The 15,749-nt window shown below is 47.9% G+C and carries 10 protein-coding genes; 7 read left to right on the top strand and 3 right to left on the bottom strand.

All coding sequences use genetic code 11. The annotated features are described in order from the left end of the window. Positions 1-31: 31 nt before the first annotated feature. Positions 32-2,728 (top strand): S9 family peptidase, encoded by a 2,697-nt coding sequence (locus RT717_RS26280; protein WP_317489301.1) that lies wholly within the window; start codon positions 32-34, stop codon positions 2,726-2,728. Between the two features lie 105 nt (positions 2,729-2,833). Beyond that, positions 2,834-4,135, top strand: a complete 1,302-nt coding sequence (locus tag RT717_RS26275; protein WP_317489300.1) for a hypothetical protein — start codon at positions 2,834-2,836, stop codon at positions 4,133-4,135. 95 nt (positions 4,136-4,230) lie between these two features. On the opposite strand, the gene RT717_RS26270 is transcribed toward RT717_RS26275, so the two are convergent. Together RT717_RS26270 and RT717_RS26265 are read right to left on the bottom strand one after the other, a co-directional pair. Next, complete coding sequence (locus RT717_RS26270) at positions 4,231-6,249, bottom strand: alpha amylase C-terminal domain-containing protein (protein ID WP_317489299.1); 2,019 nt, start codon at positions 6,247-6,249, stop codon at positions 4,231-4,233. Between the two features lie 17 nt (positions 6,250-6,266). Beyond that, positions 6,267-7,088 carry an SDR family oxidoreductase gene (locus tag RT717_RS26265; RefSeq protein ID WP_317489298.1) on the bottom strand — a complete coding sequence of 274 codons (822 nt, stop codon included), beginning with the start codon at positions 7,086-7,088 and terminating at the stop codon, positions 6,267-6,269. A 158-nt stretch (positions 7,089-7,246) separates the two neighbouring features. Here RT717_RS26265 and RT717_RS26260 point away from each other — a divergent pair, with 158 nt between their 5' ends. The 5 genes from RT717_RS26260 to RT717_RS26240 all read left to right on the top strand — a co-directional run bounded on the left by RT717_RS26260 (position 7,247) and on the right by RT717_RS26240 (position 12,045). Continuing rightward, positions 7,247-8,896: a S41 family peptidase gene (locus RT717_RS26260; protein WP_317489297.1), complete on the top strand. Its 1,650-nt coding sequence runs from the start codon at positions 7,247-7,249 to the stop codon at positions 8,894-8,896. A gap of 82 nt (positions 8,897-8,978) precedes the next feature. Next, a complete protein-coding gene (locus RT717_RS26255) occupies positions 8,979-9,545 on the top strand; it encodes an RNA polymerase sigma factor (RefSeq protein ID WP_317489296.1) in 567 nt (188 codons plus the stop codon). Positions 9,546-9,549: 4 nt separating this feature from the next. Continuing rightward, positions 9,550-10,338, top strand: coding sequence for a HEAT repeat domain-containing protein (locus RT717_RS26250; RefSeq protein ID WP_317489295.1), 789 nt, complete (start codon positions 9,550-9,552; stop codon positions 10,336-10,338). An 11-nt stretch (positions 10,339-10,349) separates the two neighbouring features. Continuing rightward, complete coding sequence (locus RT717_RS26245; RefSeq protein WP_317489294.1) at positions 10,350-11,216, top strand: DUF4097 family beta strand repeat-containing protein; 867 nt, start codon at positions 10,350-10,352, stop codon at positions 11,214-11,216. Positions 11,217-11,223: 7 nt separating this feature from the next. Further along, entirely contained in the window at positions 11,224-12,045 is an 822-nt protein-coding gene (locus RT717_RS26240) for a DUF4097 family beta strand repeat-containing protein (protein WP_317489293.1), read from the top strand. Positions 12,046-12,137: 92 nt separating this feature from the next. Here RT717_RS26240 and RT717_RS26235 read toward each other — a convergent pair whose 3' ends face one another. After that, positions 12,138-15,746 (bottom strand): M1 family aminopeptidase, encoded by a 3,609-nt coding sequence (locus RT717_RS26235; protein WP_317489292.1) that lies wholly within the window; start codon positions 15,744-15,746, stop codon positions 12,138-12,140. Positions 15,747-15,749: the final 3 nt, after the last annotated feature.

The following is a 15,749-nucleotide window of genomic DNA, read 5'->3' as shown; positions in this document are numbered from 1 at the left end:
AATTTCCGCTTTTAATTAACCCAACCTGAAAATGAAAAAGCTACTTGCCCTGGCAATTGTCGTATTGTCTGCCGCACATTTTTCTTACGCCCAAAAGTGGACAGTAGATGATGTGGTCAATCAGGAGTCTCTTTCCGACGCAATTTTTTCTGACGACAACAACCTGGTGGCTTGGGTGAAACGCAGACCCGCTCCCGACAAAGACAGCTTCGTGTCCGACATTTATCTTACCCGGCTCAATAGTAAAGACAAAGACGGCAACTTCAAAACAGTGCAGCTTACCAGAGGCGACGAGTCAGAAAGCAATCCTGTATTTTCTGCCGATGGAGAAACCATCTACTTCCTTTCTTCTAAAGCCAAGGGCAAAAACCTGTGGGCGATGTCGCTACTTGGGGGAGAGGCCTACGTTGTCGACTCTTTTGACGTGTCTATTTCTCAGCTAAAAAGGCTGGACGCAAAAACCCTGATTTTTAGGGCAGAAGAAGGCAAGACGCTGTATGAAACAGAGATAGAAAAGAAAAAAGACAATGTGCAGGTAATTGAAGACTCTCTGCATGTGAAACCAAGCAGGTTATTCACGTTCGATACGGACAAGAAAAAGGTACAAAGGGTAACGGACAACCAGTTCCCCATCACCAGCTACGCCATTTCACCCGATGGCAAATGGGCGGTAACCTCGCAAACCATGTCGCCTCATTATGGGGTGGATGGCAAGCCATCGCCCACACACCACCTTTGGAACCTCACTGACAAAACAAGCCAGCAAATACTTGCTTCTGGCTATCAAACACCCGGCAGCTTCCAGTTTGCCGCCGGCAACAGCGGCTTCTATTTCACCAGTGTGCTTTCGTCGAACCCAGAGTGGCAGGGCGCTGGCATTGACCTGTTGCATTTTTATACGCTCTCGACCAATAGCGTTACGCAAGTCAACCTCGGCCACGACTGGGGTTTAGGTGCTGGCTACGATGTGGCCGGGCCTCTGGTGATTGGCTCACTGGCAAAAGGCGCTTACAATGGCCTGGCTTTTTACAGCAAAAACGGGAGCATCTGGAGCAAAGAAATCGTCAGTGCCGGAAATTACACTGACCACTTGAATGTAGTGGCAGCGGCCAAAAACGGTGCTAAGCTGCTCGTTGGATACTCAACAGCGTCCCTTCCCACCCAAATTCGGGTGGCGGAGGTTGTAAAAGGGAAGAAGGGAAATTCGCTGGCAGTTGGTCAGGAACTAGTCAAACTTAATACGCATCTGGAGAAAAAACCTATGACAAAATCGGAAGTGATTACATGGACAGGCGCCCTGGACGAGGAAGTCACGGGCATTCTCTATTACCCAACCGACTTCGAAGCCGGGAAGAAATACCCACTCATCGTGGCCATTCATGGTGGACCCTCGGGTGTGGACATGGATCGCTGGGCCGATCGCTGGGGGTACTACCCTCACCTGATGGCCGAAAAAGGAGTGTTTACCCTCAAGCCCAACTACCATGGCTCCTCCAATCACGGGCAGAAATTTGTGGAGTCCATCAAGGGGCACTACTACGAATACGAGCTGCCAGACATCATCAATGGCATTAAACTGCTCAACGAAAAGGGGTATATCTACGAAGATTCCATGGCAGTAATGGGCTGGTCGAATGGTGCCATTCTCGCCACTATGCTCACTGTTGAGCACCCCCACCTTTTCAAAGTGGCTGCGGTAGGCGCCGGCGATGTGAACTGGACTTCTGATTATGGCAACTGCCAGTTTGGCGTCACCTTTGACCAGAGCTACTTTGGTGGTGCGCCCTGGGACAACCGCAATGGCAAAATCTACAACGAAGCCTATATCCTGAAGTCGCCGCTATTTGAAATGGAGAAAGTGAAAACGCCCACGCTTATTTTCCATGGCAGCGAAGACAGGGCAGTACCCCGTGACCAGAGCTGGGAATACTACCGGGCCCTCCAGCAAATCGGGCAGGCCGACGTACGCTTCCTTTGGTTCCCCGGGCAGCCGCATGGGTTGCAGAAAATTACCCATCAGCAGCGCAAAATGACCGAAGAAATCGCCTGGTTCGACAAGTACATGTGGGGCAAGCCAGACAAAACCAATGAGGCATTCAAAAAGGGCAGCCCGCTGGCACAGCTGATCAGCAAGGAGAAAGCGAAAACGACAAACGGAGCCTACGGCGAAATGGTGAAGGGCAGCCTGACACCCGAAACTGCTGCGACAAAAAAAGATTCAATAGCCATTGGCAAATTTGAAGTGACCAACGCACAGTTCAAAGCCTATAGCAGCGAGTTCAGCTACCCGGCCGGGCGGGACAATTTCCCGGCAGTAGTGAGTCTCGAGCAGGCGAAAGGCTACGTCTCCTGGCTAAGCACGCAGACTGGCCAAACCTACCGGCTGCCCTCAACGGCGGAAGCCAAAAAGTTGCATGAATTGGCGCTCAAGTCGGCGGCAAAGGAAAATACGCTCAACTACTGGGCTGGCTACGACATTACCATCGACGACCTGACCGACTTCAAAGCAAAGTTAGCCGAAGTAAAGAGCTCACTTGTCAAAGAGGCAGGCTCCTTCCCAGCTTCGAAAGTAAAAGAAGCCGAAATTTATGACCTCGGCGGCAACGTGGCTGAATATGCTTCCGATGGAACTACCTACGGTTTTGGTGCCTATGATTTTACCGACGAAAAGGCTGGGGCAATGGCTGTAGACAAGAGGAGTGTTGGGTTCAGGGTGGTGAGGGAGTAAATACGCCCGATTTCCGCTTAAATAGGGCTATCACCGTACAAGTTTGGAAATGATCGCCTGTAGGATTAAATTATATTACACATCACCTACAAATCATTTCCTGTTATGACTACCAAAGCCCTCCTGCTGCTCGTCTTTTTTCTTTGCTGTACCCGATTAAGTGCCCAACCCGGATGGATTTGGCCGGAAGATTCAATAAAAGCCGCCAAAGCAAAAGAGTATTATGCGCTTTACTCAGACCTGTCGAAGCTGGGCAATTCTGAGGAAGCTCTACCCTACCTTGAATGGCTGCTTGCGGAAGTGGCGAACCTGAATGTAGGTCTTTACATTGGCGCTGCCAAAACTTACGAAGACCTCGCAGAAAAAGCGGAGGACGCAGCAGCTAAGGCATCTTATCAGGAACAGGTGTTGGCCGTCTACGACAAACGCATTGAGTACTTCAACCATGAGGGAGACGTGCTCAACCGGAAGGCATTTTCAGCCTACAAATTCTACAAGGACGACAAAGCAAAATACCCGCAGCTGATTGAATTGTTTGACAAGGCAAACAGCCTGAATGGTGTGGCAGCATTCGACAACAACCTCATCGCCTTTATGGATGTGCTAAAAAGGTCGAAATTGACTGGCGGGGCAATCTCCGACGAGGAGGTACTGGAGTACTATGACGGGATCAGCGAAATTCTTGAGGCAAAGATTGCCAAGGAACCATCGGAGTGGTTGATAAAAATACAGGAAACGATTGACCAGATTCTCATCGAAATTGTTCCGCTGGATTGCAGTTTTGTGGAAAATACCCTGGGAAGTAAACTGAAAGAAGATCCCTCGAACCTGAAGATGGCAAAGAAGGTTTTTCATCTTTTGCTCACAGGCAAGTGCACTGACAGTCCTCTCTTCTTTGAATCCGCCAAAATCATCCAGGACGAAGCTCCTTCCTATGGTTTTGCCAGAATTCTGGCGGCAAAAAGAGCTGCTGACGATGATCATGAAGCTGCGCTAAAATACTACAATGAGGCGCTAAGCCTCACCGATGAAAATGAAAAAAAGGCTGAGACGTCGCTGGACATTGCCCGGATTTATGCAGCTCAGGAACAAAAGGCGATGGCTCGAACACATGCGAGAAAGGCACTCGGATACCAGGAGGAAATGCCTGAAGCCTACAACCTGATAGGTAACCTTTACTACCATAGCTATGAAGACTGCAAAGAAGGTGTGAGCCGGGTGAAAGACAGGGCTGTTTTCATTGCGGCTTACGACATGTACCGCAAAGCGGGCAATGCAAAAGGCATGGAAGATGCAAAAAGCCAGTTCCCTTCTATTGGAGAAATTTTCGAAGAAGGAATGCAGGAAGGAGATAAAATAGTCTTGAGCTGTTGGGTAAAGGAGAGCGTGGTGTTGCAGAAAAGATAGTCACCATCATTTTTATCGTCTTCGACAACAGGCGAGTGATCGGTTGGGGATTCCTGTATTGACTTCCTAGCGATCACTGCTTACCATTTACCTCCTCACACCTTCTTCATCACCAAACAAACCCTTGCTGGCAAATACACGCTCAGGAAGTGTTCTCCATACAGGTTCACTGTTGGGTAGGTCATTTTGTCGTCTACTCTTCCGAAGCCTCCGAACTTGGCGTGGTCACTGTTGAGCACGATTTTATAATCACCACCCTGTGGCACTTTGAACCGATAGTCGGGCACGGAGTTCTGGCCATGAAAGTTGAAAAGGAAAATCAGGTTCTTACGTTCAAAAATGATGACCTTATTGGTATCATCCATATTGAGCTGCTGAGCCGGTAGGCTGTCGGGAATTGCTTCAGCGGTAGCCAGGTGCACCATGGCTTCGTCAAAATTGTTGAGGTACTGGTAACGCAGATCGGCATGATCCACAAGGCTCCACTGCCTGCGGGCATATTTGTAGCTCCAGCCATTGCCCTCCCTCGGGAAGTCGACCCATTCAGGATGCCCAAACTCATTGCCAATAAAAGTCAGGTAGCCTTCGCCGCCCAAAGACAGCGTGAACAGGCGAAGCATTTTGTGCAAAGCAATGCCCCTGTCAATGATCAGGCTGGGGAGCTCCTTGTGCATGTGGGTGTACATTTCCTTGTCCATCAGCCAAAAAGCCAGCGACTTATCACCCACCAGCGCCTGGTCGTGCGACTCTGCATAGGCAATGTTTTTTTCACCAAATCGTCGGTTTTGCAGGGTACTCCACATCTCGTGAATATTCCACTCCTCGTCAGTCTTGTGCTTCAGCAACTTGATCCAATAGTCAGGAATGCCCATGGCCAGCCTATAGTCGAAACCAAGGCCGCCTTCTTTGGTAGGTCGGCACAGCCCAGGCATGCCACTCATGTCTTCAGCGATGGAAATAGCACCTTTTTTGGAATGGATAATTTCGTTGGCCAACTGCAGGTAGGTGAGTACATCCCAGTCGACCCCGGCAGCGAAATATTTGTCGTAGTGGTCGAAGCTTACGTTGCCATGATGGAAGTAGAGCATCGAGGTAATCCCATCAAAGCGGTACCCATCAAAATGAAACTCCTCCAGCCAGTACTTGACATTTGAAAGCAGAAATTGCTTTACCTCCCATTTGCCATAATTGAAAAGCATCGAGTCCCACTGTTCGTGGAAGCCACGGCTCCCTTCGTGAAAATATTGGCTTTGCGTGCCGTCGAGCTTGTTGAGTCCTTCGGCAATATTCTTCACGGCATGAGAATGCACAATGTCCATGATCACTGCTATGCCCATTTCGTGCGCCTTGTTCACCAAATAGCGCAAGTCGTCCGGTGTACCGAAGCGGCTGGTGGGTGCAAAATAGTTGCTCACATGATAGCCAAAGGAGCCGTAGTAAGGATGCTCCTGCACGGCCATCATTTGTATGGTGTTGTAGCCCAGCTTTTTGATCCTCGGCAAAGTAAGCTCAGCAAACTCCCGGTACGTACCCACTCCCTCCTTCTCCTGAGCCATGCCCACATGGCACTCGTAAATGATGGGACATTTGCTGGCCGCTACTGACGAAAACTTGGTGTCCGACCATTTGAATTTTTTTGCTGGCTTGTAAACGCAAGCAGAAAAGTCATAGGTAGTTGGGTCTTGCACCACGTAAGTGGCATAGGCAGGAATCCGATCCATTTCGCCTGCCTCCGATTTCACGTGCACTTTGAACTTGGTGCCGTCCTGAAATTTCTCGCCCTTCTTTTCTTCAGCAATGAAAATCTCCCAAATGCCTTCCTTGTTTTTCTTCAGCTTATGTGCCTCTCTGTCCCATCCGTTGAAATCGCCTACCACTGACAGCGCATGAGCCGCAGGCGCCCACTCACGGTACCACCAGCCATTGGCTTTATCGTCGTAAGTAAGGCCAAAATACTCGTAGGCTGAGGCAAATTGATCCAACGAGCCGGCAGCTTTTTTGATGTCGATCATGGCCGCATTGAACCTTTCGATCCTATTACTCACCTCTTCGGCATATGGCTCCAGCCAGGGGTCATTTTTAACAAGTATCGGAGTGTTGGGCTTTTTGGCCATGTTTGTAGGGTTGTTGTCTAAATGAAGAAATCAGGCATTAAATTGGCAGAAGGGTCAACCGCATAAGCTGTGAGGTCAGTAATCCCCTCCGCCTTCAGTACTTCATCGTCAATATAGAAATTGCCAGTGGCTTCTGATGACTTTCTCCTTAAAATATAATAAGCGGCGTCGGCCAGTATCTCCGGTTTCCTCGATTGATTCACCATTTGGTCGCCTCCCAGCAAGTTCTGCACGGCAGCGGTGGCGATGGTTGTTCGGGGCCACAAAGCGTTAACAGCAATATTATCTTTTTTAAACTCCTTGGCCATGCCCAGCACACACATGCTCATGCCAAACTTGGCCATGGTGTAGGCCACGTGAGGCGCAAACCAGCGAGCCTCCATGTTCAGCGGCGGCGACATATTCATGATGTGTGGGTTCTCTGCCTTTTTGAGGTAGGGAATGCACGTCTTCGACATCAAAAAAGTGCCCCTGGTATTTACCTGATGCATGAGGTCGTATCGCTTCATTTCGGTAGCCAGCGTTGGTGTAAGGCTAATGGCGCTGGCATTGTTAATCAGTATATCAATCCCGCCAAACGTCTCCACTGCCTTCTCCACAGCGGCTTGCACCTGGTCTTCAAAACGAATGTCCACCATCAATGGCAAAGCCTTACCTCCCGCCTGTTCGATTTCCTCGGCTGCAGTGTAGATGGTGCCTGGCAGTTTCGGATGAGGTTCGGTTGTTTTGGCTGCGATTACAATATTGGCACCTTCACTGGCCAATTTTTTGCCTATGGCGAGGCCAATTCCTCTGCTGGCACCGGTGATAAAAACTGTTTTATTCTTAAAATATGTCATATATTTATGGGTTCGATCTGCATCATTTAGAAAGGGGTAACGTTATTGTTTAAATTAAGGGAATTATTCATAATTTAAGAATGATTGTATAGAATAACTCCGCAACGTTGCTTCAATAAATAATTCGTTCAAGTAGACGCTCGCAAAACGCCCGCACAATGAGTAAATTTCAAAGACGCCTCTTTATACCTACGCTGCTAGTCCTAGCCATCGGCTGGTTTGGTTTTTCCAGCTACAGCGACAAATTTTTTCAAATAGCCAAAAACCTCGATTTGTTTGCTTCCATCTACAAGGAAATTAACACCTACTATGTGGACGATGTGAACCCAAACAGGTTGATCAAAACAGGTATTGATGCGATGCTGGAAAGCCTCGACCCCTACACAGTATATATTCCAGAAGACGACATAGAAGACTTCCGCACCATGACAACCGGTGAATACGGGGGCATAGGTGCAAGCACAGAATTCCTTGAAGGACACCACACCATCATCATGCTGCAGGAAGGTTACCCTGCTCACAAAGCGGGCTTGCAAATAGGTGACCAAATTCTGAGCATCAATGGCATTGAAGTTGAGCAGAAAGAAGCCTTCGATTTGGGCAAGCTGCTCAAAGGGCAATCAAGAACAAACTTTGGCATCACCGTTAACCGATACGGCAAAAAGGAGCCAATGGTGTTTCAGGTAGATCGTGAGAAAATCACCATTGATAATGTGTATTACGCAGGCATGGTAAATGAGAATATTGGCCTGATCAAGTTAACTGAGTTTACGACACATGCGGGGGACGAAGTAAAAAAGGCGGTGATCAAACTGAAGAAAGAAGGTGCGACTTCTATTATTCTTGACTTACGAGACAACCCGGGAGGGCTGCTGCACGAGGCAGTTAATATTTCCAACATTTTTATTCCCAAGGGCAAAAAAGTAGTTGACACAAAAGGTAAAATCACCGACCTCAACAGGACTTATAAAACGCTGGATGAACCGGTAGATACTCAAATTCCTTTGGCCATTCTTACCAACGGAGGCAGTGCATCCGCTTCCGAAATTGTGGCTGGCGTTATTCAGGACTTCGACAGAGGCGTTTTGATTGGCGAAAAGACTTTTGGAAAAGGACTCGTACAATCCACACGCCCGCTGAGCTACAATGCCCAGCTCAAAGTCACTACCGCCAAATACTATATCCCAAGCGGCAGATGTATTCAGGCGTTGGACTATGCCCACCGCAATGCCGATGGCACGGTCAACAAGCTACCTGATTCTTTGAAAGTTGCATTCAAAACCGGAAATGGCCGGGTGGTATATGATGGCGACGGGCTGGATCCTGACGTGGTGGTTGAGGTAGAAGACTATCCAAGCATCGCACTTGTATTGTCTTCCAAGGGCTATTTGTTTCAGTATGCCACGCTTTATCATTACCAACATCCACAAATTTCGGCCGCCAGAGAGTTTCAGTTGAGCGACGCCGACTACAACGATTTCCTAAATTGGGTTCGTAAAAAGGAGCTTTCTTACGAAACTTCGGTGGACAGGGCTTATCGCCACCTGCTTGCCGCAGCCAAGAGAGACAAGACCTATGCCAGCCTTGAAGACCAACTCGGATCCCTGGAAGAAAAAATCAATGCGCTGAAAGAAAAAGACCTCACCAAGTTCAAAGACGACATCAAAGGGTTGTTGGAGCAGGAGATCATTACCCGCTACTACCTGCAGAAAGGCCTTATCGAAGTGACCTTCCCCGACGATCCGGATATTCAAAAGGCCATTCAGGTGCTGAATAACCCTGCTGAATACAAAAGAATTTTAGGCTGAAAAACTTTTTAGGTAATTCTATGTAACCTTTCTCTCCGACCAAGGTTTTCCCGCCGAACATGAATCGATAACCCCAGGTGGTTTGAATGCTTTGGACGACAACTCGCTCATGCTGAAAGTCAAGGCCGGCGATCTTGACAAGATGGCTTTGCTGTATGAGCGACACAACAGAAATCTTTTTGGCTTTTTTTATAAGCTAACCGGCAGCGGATCGGTGAGCGAAGACCTTGTGCACAATGTCTTCTACCGAATGCTCAAGTACCGCTACACCTTTACGGAGGACACCTCCGGCAGTCATCGGTTTACTGCCTGGATGTATCACCTGGCAAGGAATGTAAACGCCGACCATTACAAAAAACAAAAGAAGGTTTCTTACACCGACGACATGGAGCCCTGGGAAAGAAAGCTCGAGGTGGATGAGAATGCGCATTCTCAAATGGCCAAATCGCAAGACCTCGAGCTTTTGCAAAAAGCGATCAAACACCTGGCACCTGAAAAACAGGAGATGCTCATCCTCACAAAATATCAGGGGATGAAGTACGAGCAGGTGGCTGACATCTTCGGAATCACTGAAGGGGCAGTAAAGGTGCGGATGCACAGGGTGCTGCAGGAATTGAGAGAGGTTTATTTAAAGCTGGAAAAGGTATAACATCATGAGCCAGGAACAACTAAAAGAGAAATGGATGGACTACATGAATGGGTCCATCACTTTGCAGGAGTGGGAAAGCTTTAAGAGCCAGGCCGACCCGGCACAGCTGTCGGAACTGGAAGGCCTTGAGAAAATCTGGCTGGCCATGGATGAACTCCCTGCCACACCAGAGCCGGAAGCCACGATGGATGAGCGTTTCTACGCTACCCTGAGTGAGTTCCGTAAAGAGGCAACGGCACCAAGAGGGACTGTGAACTGGGCCGGTATTTTGGAAATCTTGTCGTGGCGAAGGCTGGCACTTGGCATGCTCATTTTCGCTGTCGGGGGCGGTTTTGGATACGTGCTGTCGCCTTCTGGTGAGTACAAGCAAGAAATCAGCTCTCTTTCCAGCGAAATGAAAGACATGAAGGAAATGATGATGCTGACATTGCTTGAGAAACCAGCCGTTCAGGACCGGTTGAGGGCTGTGAGCTTGTCCTCGGAGCTGCCGGAGGCAGACAGCAGGGTTATCGAGGCTCTTGTTCAAACATTGAATACCGATGAAAATGTGAATGTGCGAATGGTCACCGTAGAGGCTTTGGCGAGGTTCGGGCGATATCCCGAAGTGCGGCAAGCTTTGGTGAGCTCAATCAGCAGGCAATCGTCGCCCATGGTGCAGATTGCCCTGGCGGAGGCCATGGTAGCGCTCAACGAAAAAGGAGCGGTGGAGGCCCTCAAAGGGCTTTTAGAGAAAGACGACCTGAATGACATTGTGCGACAAAAAGTACAACAGAGCATTGAGGTATTGACTTAAATGCTAATCAAATGAAGAATCTATTGTTAATCATATTTCTGGTTGGCTGCTTCGGCTATGCCCGGGCAACTGAAACAGAAAAAATCAAAATTGAGAAAACGCTGAAGTTTGCTACGCCTTCGCCTGACAATGTGCTTGAGATTTACAATATCAACGGCTCCCTGCAAATTGAAGGCTACGATGGGCAGGAAATTATGGTCACGGCGGAACTCACCCTGACGGCAAAGACGCAGGAATTGTTGGAAAAAGGAAAAAGAGAAATGAGTCTTGGAGTGTGGGAAGATGATTCCGCCCTGGTGCTCTACAACAAAGCTCCCTTCATTCACAACCAGCGGGTGGAAGGGCCCTGCAACTGCAATTGGAATTGGGGCAAAGATGTCAACTATGAATTCAGCTTCGATTTCAAAGTGAAGGTGCCGAGGAGTGTGAACCTGAATGTTCGCACAGTAAACGACGGCTTTATTACTGTCGACGGAATGAACAGTAATGTGTCTGCCCATCATGTCAATGGAGATGTTACCCTCACACAAATGGGAGGGAGTGTCGAAGCCAAAACAATTAACGGTGAGCTGCTGGTGCGGCATACGAAGGCTCCAACAGGTGGAAACAGCTATTATTCACTCAATGGCGATGTGAACGTGTACTACCCAGGAGAGCCCGATGCCGACATTACCTTCAAAAGCTTCAATGGCTCTTTCTATACGGATATGGAGAGGATGGAAGTAATGCCACCCGCATGGACGAAAGAGGTGACTGAGAAAAATGGCAGCACGAAATACAAGCTAACACAGAAAAACAACATCAAGGTGGGCAAGGGCGGCAATCTGCTGGCCTTCGAAACCTTCAACGGAGATATTTATGTCAAAAAATCAAAATAATTGGACAATGAGAACATTTATCAAACTATCATTTATCGGGCTGTTAGTGGCGGCCATTTCCCTGCCAGCCAAAGCGCAAGAGGGAAACAAAGAAACCATTGCTATTCCACTTTCTTCACCCGGTGAAAAGGGCAAACTGGAAGTGGGCCTGGTCAACGGGTCTATCAATGTGGCTGCTTACGATGGCAAGGACGTGATCATAGAGGCAGTAGCTGGCGGTGGCAAAAACGACGACCGGGGCGTGGTAACACCCAGCGGCATGAAACGCATCAGCAGCAACCCCATGGAGCTGGAGGCAACCGAGAAAGGCAACACCGTAAAAGTTTCCACCAACTCCTGGGCAGTTACTATGACGCTGAACATCAAAGTGCCGAAAAACTTCGACCTCAAACTGTCAACAGTGAACGACGGCGACATCGACGTGAAAGGGGTTACCGGTGCCCACGAAATCAGCAATGTGAATGGAGAAATTACGATGACGCAAGTGGGCGGCTCAACAGTACTCAACACTGTGAATGGTGACATCAAAGTAACGCTTGAAAGTGTAAACCCAGAAGCCCAAATGGCTTTTACCACCCTGAACGGCGACGTGGATGTGACATTCCCAGCAGCCGTGAAGGCGACAGCCAAAATGCGCTCAGACCGGGGCGACATCTTCAGCGACTTCGACATGGTGATTGAGAAATCGGCCCCAAAAGTGGACAAATCTTCGTCCAATGGGGTATACAAAGTATCTATCGAAGACTGGGTATTTGGCAAAATCAATGGCGGCGGAAAGGAATACCTTTTCAAAACCATGCAGGGTGACGTGTATATAAGGAAGAAGTAGTAGGGATTAATCAAATTTAACACAGTCCAAAAAAGTCACTCTCTTTCGGGAGTGACTTTTTTTCTTTTAACACTTACCCGAACCTATATCCCCTAGAAAAAAAATCCCGAAGTGATCTGCGACTCCGACGTGCCAATGACATTGTCAGCTCCGTTCTTGTCGATGAACTTGTTAAGCGGGTCGACACCTGCCTTTATCGGCAGTTCGTTGACCACTATTTTAATTTTATTTTCCTCAGAATTGATGTGTACTTTTTCCAGATGGGTAAGTGCCACTTTGCCATCGCTGTTTTTTGTATAAACACCAATATCCACCCAGTCGTACAATGGCACCTTTACTTCGTTGCCAAGGCTGTCCATTTGATATTTCTTCGAAGAAAACGTGAGAGATACTTCATACCTGTCGTCTGGCAGCCGTTTAAAGAAGGCATATGTTGCCTTGTTATCGAAAAGGGTAACTCTCTCAAAGACGTCGGTAATAACGTACTGTAGCGAGTCCGGTGTAAGTTCCTTAATCTGATCCACAAAATTGTCCTTTACCTGTACCGAGCTATCGGCTGACCGCCCCAGCAAAGCAGCGAAAGACTGTGCAACAGCTTCGGGCCCAAGGAAGTCCTGCAGTATGTTGAATGCTACCGCCGCCTTATTATAGTAGATATAGCTCTGGCCCTGGGTGGCATTATCAAGCGAATTCTCCCTGACCCCTTCTTTGGTTCTTCCGGACAGGTACTGATCAACATCGTATTTGAGAAACCTTCGAACGGTTTCCTCAGAAAACTCATTCCTGATGGCCATCAGTGCACTGAATTGTGCGAATCCTTCTTTTTGAAAGGGCCGGTCAGGCTCTTGTGCTACCAACGTCAATGGATCCCACCACTGGTGAGCTACCTCATGCACCGTTTGATAGTAACAGACGTCAAGGTCGTCCGTGTGATCATCTATTTTAAGTATAAAGCCCAGACCTTCAGAAAAAGGAATGGTGCCGGCAAAGGACTCCTTGTGCATGGAGTATTTCGGAAATTCCACGATTCTCAGTTGGCCAAAGGGGTAAGGGCCGTAAATCTCACTGTAAAAAGACAGCGCATCTTTCATCCCCTCCATCATTCTTTCGAGGTTATAACTGTGCTTGGGATGATAGTATATTTCAAGGTTAACATCGTTCCACTTATCTCTGGCTGTTTCGTACCTGGCAGAAGCAATAGAGTAGGCAGCAGGTACTGGCCTGATGGGCTGGTATTTATAATACTTTCTATTGTTCTCCTCCCAAGCATCCACCAGCACACCTGGGGCGATAGCTGTTTGCCCGGCCTCAGTGCTAACAATTACACTGAGCCTAACCTGATGATTTTCCACTACAAGGGCCTTGTTGCCGTGGTAGCTGTTGCTGTTATCATCGTCGCTCCCGGCAGATTGACGAAGGGCCTTGAGGGCTTCGGCAGTTTCAAACTCTCTCCGGTAGCCCAGCGATGGGAAATATCCATTGTCGATGAAAGTTCCATTAAAGATCAGGTCAGTATTCTGGTCATTGGCTCTAAACCCTTCTGTAACGTAGCTCAGCTTAAACAACATCTTTAAACTGTCTCCCGGCTGCAGCGCATCTTCCAGCCTGTAGATTTCATATTTGAAGCGGTCGTCGATGGAGTCGACGGCGTATGATTTACGGTCAAACTGGAGATAGGATACATGGAGATCCCTGGCCAGATGGTGTGACACATGAATCTCGGAAATCGGTGCCATATGGAGGTTCTTCAGGTAATAGAATCCTTCGGCAACAAACTCTCTGGTTGACGGGTATAGTGCCAGGTGAAGGCTATTTTCAACAATGGTTGGCTGTGGCACATTTTCATACTTTTTCAACTCCTTAACATAAGCTGACAGCATTTCCTTGTGCTCAATGCCACTTTCGTAATCATTAATCAAGTTGGTATTGTAGTAGATGGTGCCAGCGCTGAAAACCACAGAAATACTCAAAAGCGTTGAAGTCACCAGAACGGGTGTTGAGATCTTTGTTAACCCAGCTTTGTATCGCACCCATGGATGGGTTTCATTCCCCCTGATTGAGAACAGAATAGCCATTATAAAAAACAGTCCTGCAATTCCTAGCCAGTAAATCTTCAACCACGCAAACAGAGTAACAAAGTGGCCGTATTTATTCATGTCAGAAAAGGGGCCCAACGAACCAGCTGCAAACTGATACAAGCCACTTTCTACCCCTAATTTGCTGAGGTTCCCATTGAGCAAAAAGAAAACGATACAGACGACATAACCCAGAAGCTTGTTGTTGACGACTACCTGAATAAAAAATGCCACCATAGTAATAAGCGCCAGGTTAGCAAAGTTTTCTCCGTAGAGCTTCCCGATGTATGCCGAAAACTCAAAGTCAAAGTATCCCTTTGAAGCTTGAATCCCAAGACCTCCCAGGTTGAGCACCGCCAGAAGAACAAGATAAGTAAGAAGTAACCCGAAAAACTTGGACAGGGTATCCAGATAATCAGCCACAGGCAGTGAATCGGTAATTCCTGCAATATTGAGCTGGCGCTCCTTCCAAATAAGGTCTCCAGGGTACACCACGGCAATAAGCAGAAAAAACAAATTGAATGAGCCTAGCAAAGTAAGCACCGAGTCCGTAGTAGGATAAGAGCTGGATCCATACATTTCACTCATGGTCATGGCCTTAACAACCAGTAGCATAAGGCCACTTAGCACAATCGCCAAAAACGCCGTATCCTTTCGAATCAAATTGAAATAAAATACTGACCTGTCCGCAACCAGTCTCAAGGTCGTACCGAAGCCCGTGGAGCGCTGAAGCACAGGCAGGCGGCGGAACGGCGACTCTTTAAATATGGTGATGGTTTCGGGTTGGAAAATGGGTTTTCTAGCTTTTTTGACCTCAGAAGTAGTGAAAGAGAATTTCATGTAGGTTACCGCCAGAGCAATCAAAGCCACAACCGACCACATAATCCTGTTGGCAAGAAACCAACCATCGAGGGGCACGAGGTTGGCATTCTGTTCGGACGGCGTCCAGTATTGCGTTTGGTAAATAAATGCCTGCACTCCCAGTGGGTCTATCAAAGTAGCAATATGCCGGGACTCCATGTCCTTGAAAAAGCTGATGCTTATTTGATAGAGTACAATAAATATGATCCCTTGTGTGTATATATAAATGGTGTTTCGGCCAATTGCCCCACCGAGAAAAAACAAGGCGGAAGTAATAAAAAGGTTGGGCAGATAAAATACTAAATACGGCTGGATGAAGTGCCAAAGTTGAAAAGGCTGCAGGCTTTTATCAACCCAGGAGATCTCCCAGGGCATAAATTCCCCAAAAAAGTAAGCTAACGCTACACCCAGCAAAGCAGCCAGGCTTATGAGTATCAGAACAACAAACGAGCCCGCAAATCGGCCAAGCAGGTAGTCCAGCTTACGAACAGGCGTGGTAAACACAAGTGGCTCCATCTGGTGGTCAAAATCTCTGATAATAGACACGCCAATAACCGCAGAATTAATAAGTGTGAACACATAGCCTATCACAACCAGTAACAGGGTCAGCATATAAGGTGAATTTGGATCCACCAAAGGCGGCACTGACAAGGTGGGGCTGGCTACAGTCAGAAAGCAAAGGGCAAAGCTGAGCAAAAGATAGATGTATGTGGCCGGCCTTCTACTTCGATATTTTAGTTCGAAAAGTAATATCTCCAGTTTCATGAA

The sequence above is a fragment of the Imperialibacter roseus genome (assembly GCF_032999765.1).
Taxonomy (GTDB): Bacteria; Bacteroidota; Bacteroidia; order Cytophagales; family Cyclobacteriaceae; genus Imperialibacter; species Imperialibacter roseus.
This window is presented reverse-complemented; position numbering and strand designations above follow the sequence as displayed.